Origin of the sequence: Candidatus Tisiphia endosymbiont of Neophilaenus lineatus (genome assembly GCF_964264975.1) — a bacterium.
In the GTDB taxonomy this organism is placed as follows: Bacteria; Pseudomonadota; Alphaproteobacteria; order Rickettsiales; family Rickettsiaceae; genus Tisiphia.
On the sequence record NZ_OZ183649.1, the window covers coordinates 1,079,198 to 1,098,659 of the forward strand.

Here is a 19,462-nt window from a genome sequence, read left to right on the forward strand (position 1 = left end):
CTTATATGACTCAAGAAAAAAAGAAGTTTGACGCTGAAGTTGGTAAGATTTTAAATTTAATGATCCATTCTCTTTATACTAATAAAGAGATTTTTATGCGTGAGTTAATATCTAACGCTTCGGATGCTTGTGATAAATTAAGATACTTAGCCCAAAGCGATGCAAAACTTATTGCAGATGATCCTCACTTTAAAATTACTGTAAAAATTGATAAAGATAAAAGGCAGATTATTATTAGAGATAATGGTATTGGTATGAATCGAGAAGATTTGATCGATAATCTAGGAACTATTGCAAGGTCTGGTACAGGGAATTTCTTAAACAATCTGTCTGGAGATGCTAAAAAAGACAGTATGTTAATAGGACAGTTCGGGGTTGGGTTTTATTCAGCTTTTATGATTGCTGATAGAATCACCGTTACCTCAAGAAAAGCAGGAGAAACAAAAGCTTATGTTTGGCAGTCAGATGGTCTTGGAGAATATACTGTGGATGATCTAGACCATGATTTTACAAGGGGAACTGAGGTGGTTATTCACGTCAAACAAGATGAAGATAGTTATATTGATCATTTTAGATTGAAGCATATAGTTAAAAGTTATTCTGATCATATAGCCATACCTATATATTTTATTGATGAGTCAACTGCTAATGAAATACAACTTAATTCAGCTTCAGCATTGTGGACAAGACCTAAGTCTGATTTGACTTTTGAGCAATATAAAGAATTTTATAAAGCTGTATCTTATTCGATGGACGATCCTTGGTTAACTATTCATAATAAAAATGAAGGTACTGTTGAATTTACTAATTTGTTATTTATTCCGTCAACTAAGACTTTTGATTTATTCCACCCCGATCGTAAGAGAAGAGTAAAATTATACATCAAGAGAGTTTTCATTTCTGATGAGAATGTAGACTTAATACCTTCTTACCTAAGATTCCTAAGAGGGGTAGTAGACTCAGAAGATTTACCTCTAAATATTAGTCGTGAATCTTTGCAGCATAATAGTACTTTAGAAAAGATTAAAGCAGCTATAACTAAAAGAGTCTTGAGTGAACTTAAAAAGAAAAAAGACGAGTCTATAGAGGAATACAGCAAATTTTGGTCCAATTTTGGAGCTGCTTTAAAAGAAGGGCTGTGTGAAGCAACTAGTGATCATGACAAATTACTTGAAACATGTATATTTAGTAGTAGCCTTTTAAGTAAAATGATTAGCCTTGATGACTATATTAGTAACTTTAAAGAAGGGCAAGACACTATATATTATCTTAGCGGTGATGATCCAGCAAAATTACTCTCTAGCCCCCAAATAGAAGGATTTTTAAGTAAAAATATCGATGTACTGCTGTTTACTGATACAGTTGATGATTTTTGGGTTAATGTTAATAGTAGCTATAAAGGTTATGCAATCAAATCAGTTACTAGAAGTGATATTGATTTAGAGAAATCTGAGCAAAAAACTGAGGATATCAAAGAAGACAATGATGAATATGCCAAATTAACAGAGTATTTTAAAGAAATATTAGGTAATTTAGTAAAAGATATAAGGATTTCTAAAAAACTTACTTCAAGCCCAGCTTGCCTCGCCGTTGGAGACGGAGCTATGGATATTCGTATGGAAAGATTCTTAATTGAACAAAAACAATTAATGGAAGCATCTGCTAAAATACTTGAACTAAACCCTAAGCATAAAATTATTGAGAAAATTAATGCTGATATAATCTCAAATAATAAAGATTCTGCTAATGAAGAATTGGTTAGATTAATGTATGACCAAGCCTGTATTTTAGAAGGTGAGCCAGTCAATGATACTGGTGGATTTGCAAAAAGACTTAATGATATTATGCAAAAAGCTATCTTATAAACTTAACAATCAGATGCAGAGCCGTCTTAAATCTGATTGTTTCTATAATTTCACCGATTTGGGATAAGAATTGACAAATTCTTATCTCAAATTCGCGTTATACGGGTTTACTGGGTTTCCGAAATTTGTCCAAAACTATTATATTATCTGCTGAATTAGATTTACTTTTAGAATCGCTAGACACCTTAATTGTTTCTCTTTTCTTCTCGTTAGGCAATTCATTAGATTTGATTGTTTCTAGCTTAAACTTTAGGCTGTAACCATTATTAGGATCAACAAAGCTGATAAGCGAATCAAATGGTACATAGATAGTTTCTTTGATACCATCAAAACTAATTGTTACAGAAAAGCCATTGAGTCCTACAGTTAAATCTTCAAATTGATATTGTATTACTATAGTTATTTCTTTGGGATAACGTTCTTTTATCCTAGAAGATAAAACTACGGCAGGATTATCAGTTTTGTAAGAAATATACAAGAGTTGATTCAGCTGCAACTTATCGGTACGAATTTTTGACAGAATCTTTTTTACAAATTCCAACATACATTCATTAAGAAATTGTTGATATGGGGTCTTCATAGTCATAAACTAAACAAAGAAAATAACACAAAACTAGATATAGCTAATCCGAAAATGTTTGATCCATAGTAACAACCTTGATGTCATTCCTAGCTAAAAACGGGAATGACCTAGCTTATAGCTAGGTCACATTATAACTAAAACCTTTTCAGGTTAGCTATAGGCTGAACAAAATTTAAATAGTCTTATTCAAGCCTTATTCACATGAGGTTTTGTATATCTCTAGTTATGCAAGTAAAATTCTAGCGGGGCTTTTTCTGTTGCCCGGTTAAGCCCCCAACCGCGTAGGACTAGGCAGCTAGTGCTGCAGTTCCTACGAAACGTTCATTATCATTTGCGTTTCTTTTTTTTAACCCAACGACACAAGGTCCGGCGGAATTATACCGAGTAAAGATAATTTTTTTATTAAGCACGTCGATCCTATTTCGCCCCCATGAAAGCTTATGTATAAAACCTGTAGTATCCTTCTATTACAACTTAATTTGGTGGAAGCGTCGGGTACCGCCCCCGAGTCCGCAACCTCTATTCTAAATCACGTTTATTACTATAGCTACAAAAGCAGCAATCTTATACTACAACAATTATAATAGGATGTAAAGGGCAGATTTTAAAAAAGTCTATTGTATATACTTATAAGAAGTGCGATAATCAATTAACATGAGTTCGATTCTAATACCAATTGCAATAATTAACACGGTGTATTTATCCAATCTCTATACATAATTGATTTTACTAATACCAATTGCAATAATTAACGCAGTGGTCTAAGATGGGTTTTTAACTGATAAAAGGTACTCAAATGGCTAGGTTAATATTACCACAAGGTTTTCATGGTCATGATTTTATAAAAATGATGAAACATGAGCCGCATGGTCGAAATCGTATACGTTTATTGGCGATGTATCACCTTCAATTAGGCAAATCTTTTAAAGCCATATCTGAAATAGTGAAGTCACACTGGAAAACTGTGCAATCATCGCTCAGAAGATTTAGGAATCATGGTTTTGAAGGATTATTTGAATCACAAAGAAGCGGTGCCCCTAGGAAGATTAACAGTATACAAGAGTCTGCTATTTTTGATAAAATCAATACGCTCAGTGAAAGTAAAACTGGTGGGTATATAACTGGAAAGGAGCTACATATCATGTTACTTGAGGAATATGGTGCTAAATGTGCTTTAAAAACAGTCTACAATACTATGCACCGCCTTGGTTTTAGCTGGATTACTTCTCGTTCAATGCATCCAAAATCAAATCAAGAGACTCAAAATAGATATAAAAAAACTTTCCAGACATGTTAACAAAATTATTAGCAAAAAATATCGATAGATGTAAAGTTGATATATGGTCTCAGGATGAAACTAGAGTTGGGCAACAAGGTAGCTTAACTCGTATATGGGCTAAGCGTGGCACTAGACCCCGTAAAGTTCGGCAACAGCAATTTATTTCAACATATATTTACGGAGCTGCTTGCCATGAGACAGGAGAAGCTTGTGCATTAATTTTACCATATGCAAACACACAGGCAATGAATAAATTCTTAGAAGAGCTTTCTCGCAGTATTCAAGGCAACCGACATATAGCTTTACTAACGGATAATGCAGGTTGGCACACAGCCAAAAAACTAACTGTGCCAAGCAATATCACTTTGATACCGCTTCCGCCCTATGCACCGGAACTTAATGCAATGGAACAAGTTTGGGAATGGATTAAAAATCATTTCTTGTCTAACCAATGTTATGGTGTATATGAAGATATCGTTACTATGGCTTGTTACGCTTGGAATCAACTTGCTCATAATGTAGATTTAGTAAAATCAATTATGTATAGAGATTGGATAAATACACCGTGTTAATTATTGCAATTGGTATAATTCCCTCGATGTCATTCCCGCGTAGGCATTATACCCAGTATAGAAGGATAATTATTACATCGAACTCACCCGAATTTGGGATAAGAATTGACTAATTCTTATCCCAAATTCGGGTAACTCAGATTAATTAAAACAGTTATTTGATTTTTATGAAACTAATAAAGCTATTCTTCCTTGTTATATGTTGTTCCTTTTTAATGATTGGTTGTGATAATCAATCTAAAGAACAAAATTTAATAGTTGCAACTTCTGCAGATAACCCCCCTTATGAATTTATCCAAAATGGTCAAATAGTAGGATTTGATATTGACATTATTAATGCTATAGGAGAACAAATAGGGAAAAAAGTTATAATTAAGAATTTTGATTTTAATGGTCTACTTGCATCTTTGACTACTGAAAATGTTGATATAGTGATAGCTGGGTTATCGGTAACTGAAGAGCGTAAAAAACATATTAGCTTTTCAGTTCCTTATATATCAACAAATGTGTCAATATTGTATAGATCAGCAGATAATTTAAAGAATACTGGAGATTTGGATAATAAAGCTGTGGGTGTACAACTTGGTACAACATGGGCGGTAATAGTGCAGGATTTAGCTAAGCAGTTTAATATTAGAATAAATTATTTATCAAATAATTTAATGCTAGTCGAAGAGTTAAAGTCAAAAGTTATAGATGCGGTGGTACTAGAGGCATCCCAATCTAAGAAATTTATTGAGAATAATCCTGATCTTGCTAGCTTCGGTTTAACAGAGTTTTCATCTGAACTAGCTATTGCTATGCCAGAAAATTCTAAACTTATTGATAGTGTTAATAAAGCTATTGCTGAATTGACAGAAGATGGAACAATTAGCCGTATTACTAAAAAATGGCTTCAACAGTGAATTCCGAACGATTTAAACAAGCTCTTAGCACTTTGCCTACAGGTGTTACTATTATCACTACTTTATACAATAATAAGCTATTTGGTTTTACTGCAGATTCCTTTACCTCAGTTTCCTTGTTACCACCTTTGGTATCGTTTTGTCTTGATAAACAGGCTTTTAGTATGAGTGCTTTTACTAGTAGTAAATATTTTGCTGTTAGTATTCTAGCTGAGAATCAAGAAGATATTTCTAGGCATTTTTCTAAGTTTAACACTGATAAATTTGCAGGTATTTCGTATAATTTAGGGTGTACTACTAATTGTCCTTTGATTGAGGGAGCAGTTTGCTATATTGAATGCAACAAATTTAGTCAATATGAAGTAGGAGATCATGTTATATTGGTTGGTGAAGTGATAAATACTATAGTGAACAGTAACTTAAACCCACTAGTACATTGTTTAAGACAATATAGAGGATTAAAATGACTGTTTGTATAGGTGTTTGTGGTGCAACTGGTAAAATGGGGCAGATGATAATTCAAAGAATGAATGGATTTAATGCTTGTACACTTTCTACAACATTTACTAGAAAAAATATCATAGATGATCTTGCTGACTTTTGTCAGAATTCTGATGTAATTATCGACTTTTCTAGCAGTGAAATATTAGAAAAATTACTTGATTATGCTATTAGATACAACAATAAATTAGTGATTGGCACTACTGGTCTAACTCAATATCAGCTTGATCACTTAAACGCAGCTTCCAAAAGCTTGGCTATATTATATTCAGCTAATATGAGTTTAGGTGCGAACTTACTTACAGTACTGGCAGAAAAGGCAGCAAAAATTCTAGATAATACTTACGACATAGAGATTCTAGATTGTCACCATCGTATGAAGAAAGACGCACCTTCTGGTACAGCTATAATGTTGGGTAAGGCTGTAGCTAAGGCTAGAAATTTAGATTTTGATGAATATGCAGTATTTGATCGTAGTCAGAAAGGTCAAAGACAGCCTGATGAAATTGGTATTAGTTCTATTAGGGGAGGGCAGGTACATGGGGAACATGAAGTGTTATTTTTAGGTAATAACCAAGTTCTTAGTATAAAACATCAAGCGTTAAGTAAAGAATCCTTTGCTGATGGGGCAATTCAGGCTGCCATTTGGTTATTTGATAAACCAGCCGGTCTTTATTCAATGCGTGATATGTTCTCGCTACTTCAAAGGTGTTGACGATTTTTACATTAAAGTTTACATAATATTAATATACATATTGACATAAGACCTTATTATATAGTATAATCCTGTGTTATAAATTATGGGAAGGGAGATCACGATGTCTCGTAGATGTGAGCTTAGTGGAGTAGGTGTTTTATATGGTAATAAAGTATCGCACTCACAAAGAAAAACTAGAAGACGATTTGAACCTAACCTAAGGGTGGTGAGGTTTGCAAGTGATCTGACGAAGCAAGAATATAAGCTTTCGGTAAATGCCAAATGTATGCGTTCTGTTGAAAAAGTAGGTGGTTTTGATGCATATATGCTTAAAATATCATGTGATGTACTCTCAGATAAAGCAAAGGTAATTAAAAGAAAGATAGCTGAGAAAAAAGTTGGTGCTTCATTATGAAAACTGGAATACACCCAAAATATAAAAAATTCAAAATTATTATTAGTAAGGATGTTTTTGAAACAAACTCCGGTGGTCATGCAGAAGAAATTTTGATGGATGTTGATTATAGGAAACATCCAGCATGGACTAAAGAATCTGGAAATGTTGTTAACCAATCTAATAAAAATATCAGTGACTTTAATAAGAAGTTTGCTGGGCTTAGTTTTGGTAAAAAAGTATAGCTAGGCTTTTACTCAAGGTGGATGTCATCCTAAGCGGGGTGGAGGATTTGTTAAAATTAAGTAGTTTAGGTTCTGAAATAAATTTAGGGTGACGTCATGGTAAGTGTGTGCGTGTATTATAGGAGTGTCTACGAATTGAATAATTTTTAGGAAAAATGTAGAAGAGTATACCGCAAGCAGTACGCAAATATACGTAAGGAACGGAAGCAAGTTTTGACAATAAAATTACCAAGAAGAATCAATTCACAGGTACTTCCATTATCGTGGGGTGGAGCAGTTTGGTAGCTCGTCAGGCTCATAACCTGAAGGTCGTTGGTTCAAATCCAACCCCCGCAACCAATTATGGTACGAGTTTTAGTCTATCTGAGTTTGTTCTTGCAGTGTCCCATATATACTCGATGAAAATCAAGAATTGCGTTGTCATTATCCAAGCTTCTAGCGATACTCACGTACTAATATGTATGCCTAGCACCTCGATTTGGTAATTCCTGCTACTATCATGATTTTGATTCTATCGTCTATCAACTCTTCATTTACGAACAGTATATGACGTCTATGTATTGTTATTACACTAGGATACACTTAGTTTCTGTGAAGTTTCTTAATAGAATCTAAAGTCGTTTCTAAAATCATACTTGCTGCGATTGAATCATCTTTTTGGTTACGTTCTAGTCTTTTGATTCCTAACGATTTTAATAAACTATTGGCAGCAAGAGAAGTAAGTCTTTCATCTTGTAGATATATAGGAAGATTTATGGCTAAGCTAAGCTTTTTGCTAAATTTTAATACAATCGCAGTTTGATCACTATCCTGACCATTCATACTAATCGGTAGCCCTACGACAACACCACAGCTAGAATAGGTTGTGAGCAAGCTTAATATTGATTTGATCTTATTTTCTTCTGTTATCTCATATATAGTTTTTATAGGCATAGCGATGGTATGTTCTTGATTTGAAACAGCGATGCCTGTTTTTCGTATCCCATAATCAACAGATATAATTGGTCTGTTAACTTGTAAAAGTTGAAAAAACTCTTGCAGTGTTGATGTTATCATGATACCTAAGTTAACCTGAAGTTCGATGTAATTTATTAGTCGAACTTCAGTGATATATATAGAAATAATCAGGTTTGAAGCGGTTGCCTACCTGATTGTTAAATATTAATTTGCTAATAATTTTATTTTTATAATTATAAAAATAAAATTATTAGCGGTAATAGATTAAAAATTCTTATATCGAGGTTAAGTTACAATCATACAAAAGTACGTTATTTATATGTTAAAACTAATCCAAAAACATTTAGATAGTAAACTAATCAAACTATCTTTGGTGTTCTCTTTTATTTATTGTCTACTTTTTAATTCAGCAGTTATTGTTTATAAATTCAGCTACTACAAATTCACTTTTTTTAAAGCAATATTGGAGTTGAGTAAGGACTCTATTTATATTTGCTTTACTTGCTTTATCATTTTTTTTGGTTTAACTATCCATCGACTTGTTTTTATAATAGGAGCAATCTTGTTATTTGTAACGGGAGCAATTGCCAGCTATTATCTATATCTTTTCAAAATTTCTCCTACAAAAGAGATGATGGGTAGCTTTTTCTCTACTGACTTCAATGAAGTATATGAGATAGTTAGTATTAGGCTAATTGTTTGGCTAATTTTTAGCATAGCTACTTGTATTTATACGATGAAGCATTTCTCTATTTTAGATAGTAAACTATTTGTTACAAAATTACTAGCGGCAATTTGTCTTTTAATTACCATTAATAATATTATTATGCCGCAGTTTAATTTGCTAAGGGGTTATTTTCCTATCCAATATTTACATAACACATATTTATCTTTAAATAACAAAAGAAGTGCAATGCGTGATGATGTAAGTAAGAAGTTTTCTTTCATTGATCAATCGGATCAAAATATTACAGTGGTACTTGTAATAGGAGAATCAGCACGATTTGATCATTTTGGTATTAATGGTTATCACAGGGACACTACGCCATATTTAAGTTCTGTTGAAAATCTTTTTTCATTTAAAGCACAGTCTGCTTCCAATCACACACATCTTTCTGTTCCATCTCTTCTATCTCGCCATCCTGCGAGTAGCTTAGACAAAAGTACAGAAGAAACGAGTTTTTTGTCAATTTTTACCATGCTTGGTTTTAACACTAATTGGATTGGCACTCAGAATATAGTAGGATACTTAAGAAGTAAAAACCCAATTACAATTTATGATGAAGTTAGGTTTACTATGATACCTGGTGGTTCTATTTTATTAAGGAGGCTTGATCACGATGGAAAAATGTTACCTCATATTGAAAATAATATTGTAAATTCTACTACTAAAAATGTTTTAGTTATCCACACAGCTGGTAGTCATTGGAAATATTCTGCTAGATATCCTAAAGAATTTCAAAAATTTACTCCTAAGTGTAATTCCATTACTAAGGTAGATCAGAGCAGTTGTGATATTGAAGAGTTGATTAATGATTATGATAACACCATTTTATATACAGATTTTTTTTTGTATAATGTAATAGATCTATTAAAAAATAGTAACGCTATCCTAATATATGTTTCTGATCATGCAGAATCTTTGGGAGAACATGGTTATTACGGTCACGGTGGACCTATGATCCCAGAACAAACCACGGTGCCTTTTCTAGTTTGGATATCGGATGAATTTAAAAAAAGACATCCTGATTTGGTAAGTTCTATAGCCAATCATTTAGGCTCTGAAATTAGTCATGACTATGTATTTCATTCGATCCTTGATTGTGTTGGCATTCATTCTGCTGTGATTGACAAAAATTTAAGCCTATGTAGTCAGCAGAGGTTAAATGGCTAAAATTTATCTAATTGCTGGTGAAATTTCAGGAGATTTTATAGGGAGTCATTTGATACAAAGCCTAAAAGATCTCTATAAGTTGGAGGAGATACAATTAGAGTTCGTTGGTGTAGGGGGAAGCAAGATGGAAGAAGCGGGGTTAGAGCATAGCCTTTTCCCGATTAGTCAAATAAATCTTATGGGTTTCGTCGAAATTATACCACATATTTTTAAGATTACTAAGCTAATCAAGCGTACTATTGCTGATATAATTCAGCATGCCCCAGATTTGTTAATTACCATAGACTCGCCAGGCTTTACTTATAGAGTAGCAAAGAAGATTCGAGCAGCTAGACCCAATTTAAAGATTATTCACATTGTAGCACCATCCGTTTGGGCATACAAACCTTCTCGGGCTATGAAATACGCTAAAATTTATGATCATTTGTTGGCTTTACTGCCATTCGAGCCACCGTACTTTCAGAAGGTAGGTCTAGATTGTCGGTATATTGGTCATCCAATATTAGAGCAGTATTTTTATGATGATAAAGATAAAGAGCTATTAAAGCGAGAATTACAAATACCTGTTCATTCAGAAGTGTTATGTGTCACTTGTGGTAGCCGCAAAGGTGAAATAACAAGACATGCCCCGGTATTCACGGCGGCGATCAATCTACTAGCAAAAAAATTCACTAATCTTGAAGTGATATTTGTCACGGCTGAGTCTAGTCATAAATCTTTAATTGAACCATTTTTATCAGATGCAGCATTTAACTACCATTTCTCAAGTGATAGACTTAAGATTTTTGCTGTAGCTACCCTTGCTCTAGCAAAATCTGGCACTAATACCTTAGAAATTGCCGCTTGTAATACTCCAATGATTGTTGCTTATAAATTAAATATCTTAAGCTTTTTATTAATAAAGTTACTAATAAGAATACCTTATATTTCTTTGATTAATATTATTGCTAATAAAGAGATATTACCAGAATTTATCCAGTTTAACTGTACTAAATCAAATATAGCAGATAAGCTTACATCACTATTAGTTGACAGGAAAAAAGCAGCACAGCAAGTGAAAGAAAGCAGGAAGATTTTAATAGAATTAGGTTTTAAAAGTCCTAGCTCTCCTTCAAGCGTAGCAGCGCATATTATAAAGTCAGAATGTTTAAACTGATATATCATAGTACCCTACATTTTTTATATAACCACTATTAAAATGGCTACTGATCGTCTATTAGCGAGGAGTCACGAAAAAGCAGCGACGCGGCAATCCAGGATACGCGAAGCGTTACTCTAAAAAAACAGCCTCGCTGTTTACTTGGATCGCCACGGCATCTAAAGAGCCTTGCTATGACGATTATAGAAAAATGTAGGGTACTATGATAACACCCCTCTTGTAAGAACTCGAGAGCATGAAGTTGACTATTATACTAATTGCAATAATTAACACGGTGTTATAAAATGGGTTTTTAACTGATAAATAGGTACTCAAATAGCTAGGTTAATATTACCGCAAGGTTTTGAAGGTCATGATTTTATAAAAATGATGAAACATGAGCCGCATGGTCGAAATCGTATACGTTTATTGGCGATGTATCACCTTCAATTAGGCAAATCTTTTAAAGCCATATCTGAAATAGTGAAGTCACACTGGAAAACCGTGCAATCATCGCTCAGAAGATTTAGGAATCATGGTTTTGAAGGATTATTTGAATCACAAAGAAGCGGTGCCCCTAGGAAGATTAACACTATACAAGAATCTGCTCTTTTTGATAAAATCAATACGCTCAGTAAAAGTAAAACGGGTGGGTATATAACTGGAAAAGAGCTACATATCATGTTACTTGAGGAATATGGTGCTAAATGTGCTTTAAAAACAGTCTACAATACTATGCACCGCCTTGGTTTTAGCTGGATTACTTCTCGTTCAATGCATCCAAAATCAAATCAAGAGACTCAAAATAGATATAAAAAAACTTTCCAGACATGTTAACAAAATTATTAGCAAAAAATATCGATAGATGTAAAGTTGATATATGGTCTCAGGATGAAACTAGAGTTGGGCAACAAGGTAGCTTAACTCGTATATGGGCTAAGCGTGGCACTAGACCCCGTAAAGTTCGGCAACAGCAATTTATTTCAACATATATTTACGGAGCTGCTTGCCATGAGACAGGAGAAGCTTGTGCATTAATTTTACCATATGCAAACACACAGGCAATGAATAAATTCTTAGAAGAGCTTTCTCGCAGTATTCAAGACAACCGACATATAGCTTTACTAACGGATAATACCAATTGCAATAATTAACACGGTGTATTTATCCAATCTCTATACATAATTGATTTTACTAAATCTACATTATGAGCAAGTTGATTCCAAGCGTAACAAGCCATAGTAACGATATCTTCATATACACCATAACATTGGTTAGACAAGAAATGATTTTTGATCCATTCCCAAACTTGTTCCATTGCATTAAGTTCCGGTGCATAGGGCGGAAGCGGTATCAAAGTGATATTGCTTGGCACAGTTAGTTTTTTGGCTGTGTGCCAACCTGCATTATCCGTTAGTAAAGCTATATGTCGGTTGCCTTGAATACTGCGAGAAAGCTCTTCTAAGAATTTATTCATTGCCTGTGTGTTTGCATATGGTAAAATTAATGCACAAGCTTCTCCTGTCTCATGGCAAGCAGCTCCGTAAATATATGTTGAAATAAATTGCTGTTGCCGAACTTTACGGGGTCTAGTGCCACGCTTAGCCCATATACGAGTTAAGCTACCTTGTTGCCCAACTCTAGTTTCATCCTGAGACCATATATCAACTTTACATCTATCGATATTTTTTGCTAATAATTTTGTTAACATGTCTGGAAAGTTTTTTTATATCTATTTTGAGTCTCTTGATTTGATTTTGGATGCATTGAACGAGAAGTAATCCAGCTCAAACCAAGGCGGTGCATAGTATTGTAGACTGTTTTTAAAGCACATTTAGCACCATATTCCTCAACTAACATGATATGTAGCTCCTTTCCAGTTATATACCCACCAGTTTTACTTTCACTGAGCGTATTGATTTTATCAAAAATAGCAGACTCTTGTATACTGTTAATCTTCCTAGGGGCACCGCTTCTTTGTGATTCAAATAATCCTTCAAAACCATGATGCCTAAATCTTCTGAGCGATGATTGCACAGTTTTCCAGTGTGACTTCACTATTTCAGATATGGCTTTAAAAGATTTGCCTAATTGAAGGTGATACATCGCCAATAAACGTATACGATTTCGACCATGCGGCTCATGTTTCATCATTTTTATAAAATCATGACCTTCAAAACCTTGCGGTAATATTAACCTAGCTATTTGAGTACCTACTTATCAGTTAAAAACCCATTTTATAACACCGTGTTCATTATTGCAATTAGTATAAAATGTCTCATTTTTTCTTCATTCTTGTTGTGTATACCATTTCTTTCATTAAAAAATGATGAAATTACTTCCCATGCTTGTTCTTCTATGTAATACTTCATATTGGTAGTTCCTTTTTTTGATAACTAGAAACTACCATTTCTTCTTACTATGGCAACTTTTTATTCCTCTTGCCTAACTATAATTTTTGTCAACAGAACCTAGTAAGAAGAATTATTATTGCTACACCTGCTATTAAAATCATGGTTGATGACATAGTGGCAAGTAGGAATGGCATCTTTGGTAGTTAATGCTATTATGTACATTAACTATTGATTACAATTATACTACGCTGCAGGGTGTAAAGGTAATTTTATTATAGAGTAAGAATTGATTGATGGTGATATATCGAGAGTACTAAAAATTTCAACAAGGGCTGTAGTGAGGTCATGAATCATTTGGTCGGTATGGTTAGGTGTTGGGATGATTCTTAAACGTTCTGTGCCACGTGGTACTGTTGGGAAGTTAATATGCTGAACATAAATATTATATTTATCCAACAACATTTTAGAAGCTTGTTTGGCTTTAATTGGATCACCAATAATTATTGGTATAATATGACTATCATTTTTTAAATAATTCACTTTAGCTTTATCAAAAGATTCTTTTACCTTGGCTATTACCTTTTGGTAAGTTTCCCTCTCTATATTAGAATTTTTTAAATGACGAATACTGGCAGTTGCTGCTGAAGCAATAACTGGGGGTAGAGAGGTGGTGAATATAAAACCTGGTGCAGTAAGCCTTATAGAATCGATAATTTGACGATTGGCTGCAACATAACCACCAATAGTGCCATAAGCCTTACCAAGCGTTCCTTGGATCATATCAATTTTATCAGCACAACCCTGAAGATCGGCAATGCCAGCACCATGCTTGCCGTATAGACCCACTGTATGTACTTCATCAATAAAGGTTAAAGCATTATATTTTTTAGCTAAGTTCACTATTTTTTCTATGGGAGAAAATAATCCATCCATAGAATAAGCTGACTCAAAAACAATAATCTTTGGTCTATTAATATCCACTCCTTTGAGTAATTCTTCAAGATGTTGAATATCAATATGTCGATAAATATGTTTTTCAGCTTTTGAGTTACAGATACCGGAAATAATAGAAGCGTGATTTAATTCATCTGAGAAAAAAACTATATTAGGCATTATTTTTGCCAGTGTTGCAAGGCTAGTATCATTGGCAACATAACCCGAAGTGAAAACTAGAGCTAATTCTTTATTATGTAGGATTGCTAGTTCCTTCTCTAATTCTATTATGCTGCTATTATTGCCACCTATATTTCTTGTACCACCAGAACCAATTCCATATTTGGTTGTAGCCTCTAGAGCAGCTTTGGTAACATCTGGATGCTTACTCATACCAAGATAATCATTAATACACCACATTACAATTTCTTTATTACCATACCAAGCAGATGGAAAGTTATTTGCCTGTCTTTGAACAGGAACAAATTCACGATATCTTCCTTCTTGTTTAATTCTAGTTATATGGTGATCGAATATATTATTATAGTTAGACATTACATTATTTTTTTATACAGTTTAAAACCTACCTAACCTCAGGTTACCTACGTCCAAATAATCGCTCAATATCTTTGAGTTTGAGTTCGATGTAAGTTGGTCTACCATGATTACACTGACCAGAAAATGGGGTTTTTTCCATTTGTCTTAATAATTCATTCATTTCTTCAGAAGATAATTTACGACCTGCTCTGATAGCATAATGACATGCATAGGTTTCTGTAACATGTTCAATCAATTGAATCAAGGAAATATTTTCACCAAGATCAGATAAATTATCTGCCAAGTCTTGGATAAGTCGGTTTATATCGGTATTTCCAAGTAAGCTTGGACTCTCTGATACAATGATAGATCGCTCGCCAAATTTTTCTAGGCTTAAACCTAATTTAGAAAGATCATCCTTTTTATTATACAATAAATCAGCTCTTTTGACATCCGGTAATTCTAATATCTCAGGCATGAGTAATCGTTGCTTAATTAAGCCATTGTTACTTATCATTTGCTTAATTTTCTCATATCCTAAACGCTCATGTGCTGCATGTTGATCTACAATAATAATACTATCTGCTGTTTGTGATATTATATAAGTGCCGTGCAGTTGGGCTCTCGCTGCTCCTAGTGCAACATTAGGTTTTTTGCATAACTCTACTTCTGCTGGTAATTTAGGCAATGGTGCTAGACTCGAATCCATAACGGAATTTGCCATACTGCTTGAAGGATGAGGTTTCAATCCTCCTGCAGATTCCCTAGTAGAAGTGAATTTTGCAAGAGGTTTATTATTACAATCTAGATCTAGGATATCATCCTCTAGCACTTCTACTTTAGCATGTGGGTCTGTCTTTATTAATTGTTGCTGAACATTAGAACTATAATTGTGCCTAGGGATGGTTAAATTTTGAGCCTTATAAGTACTGATATTATCAGATATACTTAAACCATTTGGATATACTTTGTTAGAAGAGGTATGGTTCTTTTGAAATGCCTTATTTGTTTTAACAAAGTTAGTAGTAGTATTTCGAAAAAGACCTAAGGCAGTTGTGGCAACATTCGTTGACACCATATGACTTCTAGTGGCAAGGGCATCTTTGATAGAGCTTATTAGTAATCCCCGTATAGTACCCGGATCATGAAACCTTACTTCTGTTTTGGCAGGATGTACATTAACGTCAACCATGTGGGGATCTATCTGTAGAAACAAAACTGAAACTGGATGTCTATCCCGAGCTAAATAATCCTGATAAGCTAGTCTTAGAGCGATTTGTAGTAATTTATCCTTAACGGGTCTATTATTAACAAATAAAAACTGATCCTCAGCAGAAGCTCTATTAAAGGTAGGAATGCTGGTAAAGCCATATACTGATATTTCCGGTCTTTGTAGATTAATATGGACAGAATTTTCAATAAAATCATAACCCAATATATCAATTATTCTTTGCTTTAACAGATCATCAAAATTTCCATCTTGACCTTTTACTTTTATGATATTTTTGCCATCATGAGATAAATTAATACTGATTTTAGGATGAGCTAATGCAATTTTCTTGCTTACATCAACCGAAGCTGCCAATTCAGTTTTATCAGATCTTAAGAACTTGAGTCTTGCAGGGGTGGCAAAGAATAAATCACGTATTTCAATCTTAGTACCCTCGTTATGAATGGTAGGTTTAATCTTTTTATTATACCCACCGCTAGATTGTATATGATAAGCCCTATCAGCCCCACGTGCCTTTGAAGTAATCAACATCTTACTTACAGAACCTATTGAAGGTAATGCCTCTCCACGAAAGCCAAAAGTGTGAATATTTTGTAAATCTGACTCATCAAGTTTAGAAGTAGTATGACGTTCTACAGCAATTTCTAGTTCTTCTTCAGACATGCCTATTCCGTCATCAGAAATAATAATAAGATTTTTCCCTGCTTGCTGTAAGCTTATATCTATCTTAGTGCTAGCTGCATCAATAGCATTCTCAACTAATTCTTTTACTACCGAAGCTGGTCGTTCAATTACTTCCCCAGCAGCGATGCGGTTTATAGTACTATCTGACAGGAGTTTTATCTTCATTACTTACTAACACAAATGTTTTACTACAATAAGGACACACAATAGAGCCTTTGGTTGAATCAATCTTCAAATAAATTCTTGGATGATCAAAAGGTGGTTCTTTGCCAAAACATGATACGGATGTAGAGATAGTCTCAATAATTTCCATATTTTGCATAAATTTGAAGCTATATAAGAGTTTTTTAGTATCTTACTACTATAAAACATAAGTGAAATTTATTCAAAATAAAAATCACTAATTATATTAGTGGTCTAGAAAATAATGATATAATAGAGAAAGAATCCTTTCACCAAACCATTTTATTAAATTGCTGGTAAAAATTTTAAAAATCATTTTACTAACCACTATAATCATTATGGTGATAAGGAAACTATAAATAATATCAGCTGGGTAATGCATAGCAATAGTAATACGTGAGACTGCCACTAATAAAACAATCAAAAAGGCTATAATTTTTTGCCACATTGTTATATATGACCAAATACAGTAAGATACCATTAATGCTAATCCGGAGTGACTGCTTGGAAAACTGGATAAACATCTTTCAACTTCAACATTAGCAATTGTTACAAAACTATTAAGAGGTAATGAGCAAAATGGTCTAGGTATATTAACTGAAAACTTAAATAGAGCATAAGTACAACCGAATATAGCATAAATTATACCAATCATTACCATTTTATTATATATAGACCAAAATTTGATCTGACGCTGATTAAAATCTTGAATCTTTTTTAACTGGATATAGAAATATCCACAATATATAAAATAAACGATAGCAAAGTTGGTAATATTAAAACAATAAGAGATAATTTGTAGAATATAAGCTATTATGCTAAAATGGTTAGTAATTCTATTGATCCACAAGAATATCTCTTGATTAAGACCATGGAAATTATATAAAAGTTCAAACATTTTCAATTTCAATTTTGTTTGGTTTAAGTATATGCTACAAATAACAGTGCTAGGATGTGGCTCATCACTTGGTATGCCGATAATTAATTGTGATTGCAATATATGCACTTCTACTTCAAGTTACAATAAAAGAACTAGATCATCAATATACATCGATGATGGTAATAGTCAAATTCTTGTTGATTTTGGTTTTGATATCAAGAATCAATTAATGCGAGAAAAGATTAAAAAATTGGATGGTGCTATATTAACCCATTATCATGCAGATCATGTTAACGGTATTGATGAGTTACGTGTATTTCCATTTTTCCAAAAAAAACCACTAGAAATTTTTTCTGACAGTAGCACAGCATTGAAAATTGAGAATCGTCACCAACATTTATTTGCTCCAGATAAACTGATTGCAAGACCGGTAGATTTTTTTGCAAAATTTAAAATTAATACCATAGATGTACAATTCTTCAGACAACATCATGGTCCTATAGATAGTTTAGGTATTAGAATGGATGATTTTGTATATTCTAGTGATGTGCTAGCTTTTCCGGCAGAATCTAAACCATTCTTGAAAAATATCAATGTTTGGATATTAGACTGTATGGCGTATGAATCTAATGATTGCCATGTAGGATTAGATAAAATTTTACAGTGGAACGATGAATATAAACCTCAACAAATATTATTAACGAATATGAATCATTTTATTGATTACCATGAGATATCAAAAATATTGCCAAGTAATATAAAACCTCTATATGATGGTTACAAATTTATAGTTTAACAAACCTGAGTTAACCCAATTCGGGATAAAAATTAGTTAATTCTCATCCCGAATTCACTTAGGTCTATCAACTTTTCAAATTATTAGGAGTATATGATAATACTCGATAAGGTTTCAAGAAATTATGGCAAAACCTATGCTGTTAAAGATATTAGTCTTGAGTTCAAGAAAAAAGAAACTATAGCGATTATAGGATCTTCTGGTAGTGGTAAATCTACTTTATTGCGAATTATCAATGCTTTAGAAGTTCCCACCAGTGGGCATGTGTTAATCGATGACAAAAAATTGACGCAAAAAAATAAAAGGAAACTGTGTCTTAAAATTGGCATGGTTTTTCAAGCGTTTAATCTTTTTCCGCACTTAAATGTCCAAGATAATTTAATATATGCTCCTGTTAATATTTTAGGAATGAAGCAAATGGCTGCCATTGCTAAGGCAGAGAAATTATTAAAACAATTTGGTTTAAGACAAAGAATTACCGCCTTTCCTGTCAATTTATCTGGGGGACAGAAACAAAGAGTAGCGATTTGCCGAGCCTTGATGATGAATCCAGAAATAATGTTATTTGACGAGCCTACTTCAGCTTTAGATCCTGAAAATATTAAAGATATTATTGAAATTATCTCTTTATTAAAAAGTCAAATGACGATGATTGTTGTTACTCACCATATTAAATTTGCCAAAGCGATAGCGGATAGGATCATTTTTATGAATCACGGACAAGTTTTAGTTGATCAGCCGGCAGTAGAGTTTTTTGAAAAATCCAAATCTCATAGAGCAAGATTATTTTTAGAGAATATAGGTGATTTAATGTGAGTAATAAAAGTCTTGTAA

General features: G+C 33.3%; 23 protein-coding genes, 1 tRNA gene and 1 other RNA gene. 15 read left to right on the forward strand and 10 right to left on the reverse strand.

Translation table 11 applies throughout. The annotated features are described in order from the left end of the window. Positions 1-5: 5 nt before the first annotated feature. Positions 6-1,865: a molecular chaperone HtpG gene (gene htpG / locus ACFE3K_RS06235; RefSeq protein WP_375358672.1), complete on the forward strand. Its 1,860-nt coding sequence runs from the start codon at positions 6-8 to the stop codon at positions 1,863-1,865. Between the two features lie 97 nt (positions 1,866-1,962). On the opposite strand, the gene ACFE3K_RS06240 is transcribed toward htpG, so the two are convergent. Further along, the gene (locus ACFE3K_RS06240) at positions 1,963-2,445 is read right to left on the reverse strand and encodes a ClpXP protease specificity-enhancing factor SspB (protein ID WP_341762000.1); all 483 of its coding nucleotides are present in this window, start codon (positions 2,443-2,445) and stop codon (positions 1,963-1,965) included. 244 nt (positions 2,446-2,689) lie between these two features. After that, positions 2,690-3,047: a transfer-messenger RNA gene (ssrA, locus tag ACFE3K_RS06245) on the reverse strand. Between the two features lie 197 nt (positions 3,048-3,244). Between ssrA and ACFE3K_RS06250 the strand changes: the two genes are divergently transcribed. The 8 genes from ACFE3K_RS06250 to ACFE3K_RS06285 all read left to right on the forward strand — a co-directional run bounded on the left by ACFE3K_RS06250 (position 3,245) and on the right by ACFE3K_RS06285 (position 7,380). Continuing rightward, entirely contained in the window at positions 3,245-3,745 is a 501-nt protein-coding gene (locus tag ACFE3K_RS06250) for a helix-turn-helix domain-containing protein (protein WP_375358673.1), read from the forward strand. Next, positions 3,739-4,299: an IS630 family transposase gene (locus ACFE3K_RS06255; RefSeq protein WP_375358342.1), complete on the forward strand. Its 561-nt coding sequence runs from the start codon at positions 3,739-3,741 to the stop codon at positions 4,297-4,299. Before ACFE3K_RS06250 ends, ACFE3K_RS06255 begins: the two co-directional genes overlap by 7 nt. 167 nt (positions 4,300-4,466) lie before the next feature. Next, positions 4,467-5,204 carry an ABC transporter substrate-binding protein gene (locus tag ACFE3K_RS06260; RefSeq protein WP_341755231.1) on the forward strand — a complete coding sequence of 246 codons (738 nt, stop codon included), beginning with the start codon at positions 4,467-4,469 and terminating at the stop codon, positions 5,202-5,204. Further along, a complete protein-coding gene (locus ACFE3K_RS06265; RefSeq protein ID WP_375358674.1) occupies positions 5,189-5,671 on the forward strand; it encodes a flavin reductase family protein in 483 nt (160 codons plus the stop codon). The genes ACFE3K_RS06260 and ACFE3K_RS06265 overlap by 16 nt, the downstream gene beginning before the upstream one ends. Continuing rightward, positions 5,668-6,420, forward strand: coding sequence for a 4-hydroxy-tetrahydrodipicolinate reductase (gene dapB / locus ACFE3K_RS06270; protein ID WP_375358675.1), 753 nt, complete (start codon positions 5,668-5,670; stop codon positions 6,418-6,420). The genes ACFE3K_RS06265 and dapB overlap by 4 nt, the downstream gene beginning before the upstream one ends. 103 nt (positions 6,421-6,523) lie before the next feature. Further along, positions 6,524-6,817: a 50S ribosomal protein L28 gene (gene rpmB, locus ACFE3K_RS06275; RefSeq protein WP_341748296.1), complete on the forward strand. Its 294-nt coding sequence runs from the start codon at positions 6,524-6,526 to the stop codon at positions 6,815-6,817. Beyond that, positions 6,814-7,041 (forward strand): 50S ribosomal protein L31, encoded by a 228-nt coding sequence (rpmE, locus tag ACFE3K_RS06280; RefSeq protein ID WP_341748295.1) that lies wholly within the window; start codon positions 6,814-6,816, stop codon positions 7,039-7,041. The genes rpmB and rpmE overlap by 4 nt, the downstream gene beginning before the upstream one ends. Before the next feature lie 262 nt (positions 7,042-7,303). Continuing rightward, a tRNA-Met gene (locus tag ACFE3K_RS06285) sits at positions 7,304-7,380 on the forward strand. Positions 7,381-7,623: 243 nt separating this feature from the next. Here ACFE3K_RS06285 and ruvX read toward each other — a convergent pair. After that, positions 7,624-8,097 (reverse strand): Holliday junction resolvase RuvX, encoded by a 474-nt coding sequence (ruvX, locus tag ACFE3K_RS06290; RefSeq protein ID WP_375358676.1) that lies wholly within the window; start codon positions 8,095-8,097, stop codon positions 7,624-7,626. A 220-nt stretch (positions 8,098-8,317) separates the two neighbouring features. On the opposite strand from ruvX, the gene ACFE3K_RS06295 reads away from it, so the two are divergent. From ACFE3K_RS06295 to ACFE3K_RS06310, 4 genes are all read left to right on the forward strand, one after another. After that, positions 8,318-9,892 carry a phosphoethanolamine transferase gene (locus tag ACFE3K_RS06295; protein ID WP_375358677.1) on the forward strand — a complete coding sequence of 525 codons (1,575 nt, stop codon included), beginning with the start codon at positions 8,318-8,320 and terminating at the stop codon, positions 9,890-9,892. Continuing rightward, entirely contained in the window at positions 9,885-11,048 is a 1,164-nt protein-coding gene (gene lpxB, locus ACFE3K_RS06300; RefSeq protein ID WP_375358678.1) for a lipid-A-disaccharide synthase, read from the forward strand. Before ACFE3K_RS06295 ends, lpxB begins: the two co-directional genes overlap by 8 nt. Positions 11,049-11,417: 369 nt before the next feature. Beyond that, positions 11,418-11,867 carry a helix-turn-helix domain-containing protein gene (locus ACFE3K_RS06305; RefSeq protein WP_375358540.1) on the forward strand — a complete coding sequence of 150 codons (450 nt, stop codon included), beginning with the start codon at positions 11,418-11,420 and terminating at the stop codon, positions 11,865-11,867. Then, positions 11,861-12,184, forward strand: a complete 324-nt coding sequence (locus tag ACFE3K_RS06310; RefSeq protein ID WP_375358679.1) for a transposase — start codon at positions 11,861-11,863, stop codon at positions 12,182-12,184. Before ACFE3K_RS06305 ends, ACFE3K_RS06310 begins: the two co-directional genes overlap by 7 nt. Here ACFE3K_RS06310 and ACFE3K_RS06315 read toward each other — a convergent pair. From ACFE3K_RS06315 to ACFE3K_RS06345, 7 genes are all read right to left on the reverse strand, one after another. Then, the gene (locus tag ACFE3K_RS06315; RefSeq protein ID WP_375358342.1) at positions 12,181-12,741 is read right to left on the reverse strand and encodes an IS630 family transposase; all 561 of its coding nucleotides are present in this window, start codon (positions 12,739-12,741) and stop codon (positions 12,181-12,183) included. The two genes, ACFE3K_RS06310 and ACFE3K_RS06315, sit on opposite strands and share 4 nt — an antisense overlap. Next, positions 12,735-13,184, reverse strand: coding sequence for a helix-turn-helix domain-containing protein (locus ACFE3K_RS06320; RefSeq protein ID WP_375358680.1), 450 nt, complete (start codon positions 13,182-13,184; stop codon positions 12,735-12,737). The genes ACFE3K_RS06315 and ACFE3K_RS06320 overlap by 7 nt, the downstream gene beginning before the upstream one ends. A gap of 83 nt (positions 13,185-13,267) precedes the next feature. Next, positions 13,268-13,402, reverse strand: a complete 135-nt coding sequence (locus tag ACFE3K_RS06325) for a hypothetical protein (RefSeq protein ID WP_375358681.1) — start codon at positions 13,400-13,402, stop codon at positions 13,268-13,270. A gap of 225 nt (positions 13,403-13,627) precedes the next feature. After that, the gene (hemA, locus tag ACFE3K_RS06330; RefSeq protein WP_375358682.1) at positions 13,628-14,872 is read right to left on the reverse strand and encodes a 5-aminolevulinate synthase; all 1,245 of its coding nucleotides are present in this window, start codon (positions 14,870-14,872) and stop codon (positions 13,628-13,630) included. A gap of 43 nt (positions 14,873-14,915) precedes the next feature. Continuing rightward, positions 14,916-16,934, reverse strand: a complete 2,019-nt coding sequence (gene mutL, locus ACFE3K_RS06335; protein WP_375358683.1) for a DNA mismatch repair endonuclease MutL — start codon at positions 16,932-16,934, stop codon at positions 14,916-14,918. Then, positions 16,909-17,082: a zinc-finger domain-containing protein gene (locus ACFE3K_RS06340; RefSeq protein WP_341752326.1), complete on the reverse strand. Its 174-nt coding sequence runs from the start codon at positions 17,080-17,082 to the stop codon at positions 16,909-16,911. The genes mutL and ACFE3K_RS06340 overlap by 26 nt, the downstream gene beginning before the upstream one ends. Before the next feature lie 96 nt (positions 17,083-17,178). Then, the gene (locus tag ACFE3K_RS06345) at positions 17,179-17,850 is read right to left on the reverse strand and encodes a phosphatase PAP2 family protein (RefSeq protein WP_375358684.1); all 672 of its coding nucleotides are present in this window, start codon (positions 17,848-17,850) and stop codon (positions 17,179-17,181) included. 31 nt (positions 17,851-17,881) lie between these two features. On the opposite strand from ACFE3K_RS06345, the gene ACFE3K_RS06350 reads away from it, so the two are divergent. Both ACFE3K_RS06350 and ACFE3K_RS06355 read left to right on the forward strand, forming a co-directional pair. Continuing rightward, positions 17,882-18,628: an MBL fold metallo-hydrolase gene (locus ACFE3K_RS06350; RefSeq protein ID WP_375358685.1), complete on the forward strand. Its 747-nt coding sequence runs from the start codon at positions 17,882-17,884 to the stop codon at positions 18,626-18,628. Between the two features lie 93 nt (positions 18,629-18,721). Continuing rightward, complete coding sequence (locus tag ACFE3K_RS06355) at positions 18,722-19,444, forward strand: amino acid ABC transporter ATP-binding protein (protein WP_375358686.1); 723 nt, start codon at positions 18,722-18,724, stop codon at positions 19,442-19,444. Positions 19,445-19,462 lie beyond the last annotated feature (18 nt).

Bases quoted from the DNA above. Each gene is read 5' to 3' on its own strand.
- htpG (WP_375358672.1), top strand. From the start codon at position 6: ATGACTCAAGAAAAAAAGAAGTTTGACGCTGAAGTTGGTAAGATTTTA.
- ACFE3K_RS06240 (WP_341762000.1), bottom strand. From the start codon at position 2,445: ATGAAGACCCCATATCAACAATTTCTTAATGAATGTATGTTGGAATTT.
- ACFE3K_RS06250 (WP_375358673.1), top strand. From the start codon at position 3,245: ATGGCTAGGTTAATATTACCACAAGGTTTTCATGGTCATGATTTTATA.
- ACFE3K_RS06255 (WP_375358342.1), top strand. From the start codon at position 3,739: ATGTTAACAAAATTATTAGCAAAAAATATCGATAGATGTAAAGTTGAT.
- ACFE3K_RS06260 (WP_341755231.1), top strand. From the start codon at position 4,467: ATGAAACTAATAAAGCTATTCTTCCTTGTTATATGTTGTTCCTTTTTA.
- ACFE3K_RS06265 (WP_375358674.1), top strand. From the start codon at position 5,189: ATGGCTTCAACAGTGAATTCCGAACGATTTAAACAAGCTCTTAGCACT.
- dapB (WP_375358675.1), top strand. From the start codon at position 5,668: ATGACTGTTTGTATAGGTGTTTGTGGTGCAACTGGTAAAATGGGGCAG.
- rpmB (WP_341748296.1), top strand. From the start codon at position 6,524: ATGTCTCGTAGATGTGAGCTTAGTGGAGTAGGTGTTTTATATGGTAAT.
- rpmE (WP_341748295.1), top strand. From the start codon at position 6,814: ATGAAAACTGGAATACACCCAAAATATAAAAAATTCAAAATTATTATT.
- ruvX (WP_375358676.1), bottom strand. From the start codon at position 8,097: ATGATAACATCAACACTGCAAGAGTTTTTTCAACTTTTACAAGTTAAC.
- ACFE3K_RS06295 (WP_375358677.1), top strand. From the start codon at position 8,318: ATGTTAAAACTAATCCAAAAACATTTAGATAGTAAACTAATCAAACTA.
- lpxB (WP_375358678.1), top strand. From the start codon at position 9,885: ATGGCTAAAATTTATCTAATTGCTGGTGAAATTTCAGGAGATTTTATA.
- ACFE3K_RS06305 (WP_375358540.1), top strand. From the start codon at position 11,418: ATGATGAAACATGAGCCGCATGGTCGAAATCGTATACGTTTATTGGCG.
- ACFE3K_RS06310 (WP_375358679.1), top strand. From the start codon at position 11,861: ATGTTAACAAAATTATTAGCAAAAAATATCGATAGATGTAAAGTTGAT.
- ACFE3K_RS06315 (WP_375358342.1), bottom strand. From the start codon at position 12,741: ATGTTAACAAAATTATTAGCAAAAAATATCGATAGATGTAAAGTTGAT.
- ACFE3K_RS06320 (WP_375358680.1), bottom strand. From the start codon at position 13,184: ATGATGAAACATGAGCCGCATGGTCGAAATCGTATACGTTTATTGGCG.
- ACFE3K_RS06325 (WP_375358681.1), bottom strand. From the start codon at position 13,402: ATGAAGTATTACATAGAAGAACAAGCATGGGAAGTAATTTCATCATTT.
- hemA (WP_375358682.1), bottom strand. From the start codon at position 14,872: ATGTCTAACTATAATAATATATTCGATCACCATATAACTAGAATTAAA.
- mutL (WP_375358683.1), bottom strand. From the start codon at position 16,934: ATGAAGATAAAACTCCTGTCAGATAGTACTATAAACCGCATCGCTGCT.
- ACFE3K_RS06340 (WP_341752326.1), bottom strand. From the start codon at position 17,082: ATGGAAATTATTGAGACTATCTCTACATCCGTATCATGTTTTGGCAAA.
- ACFE3K_RS06345 (WP_375358684.1), bottom strand. From the start codon at position 17,850: ATGTTTGAACTTTTATATAATTTCCATGGTCTTAATCAAGAGATATTC.
- ACFE3K_RS06350 (WP_375358685.1), top strand. From the start codon at position 17,882: ATGCTACAAATAACAGTGCTAGGATGTGGCTCATCACTTGGTATGCCG.
- ACFE3K_RS06355 (WP_375358686.1), top strand. From the start codon at position 18,722: ATGATAATACTCGATAAGGTTTCAAGAAATTATGGCAAAACCTATGCT.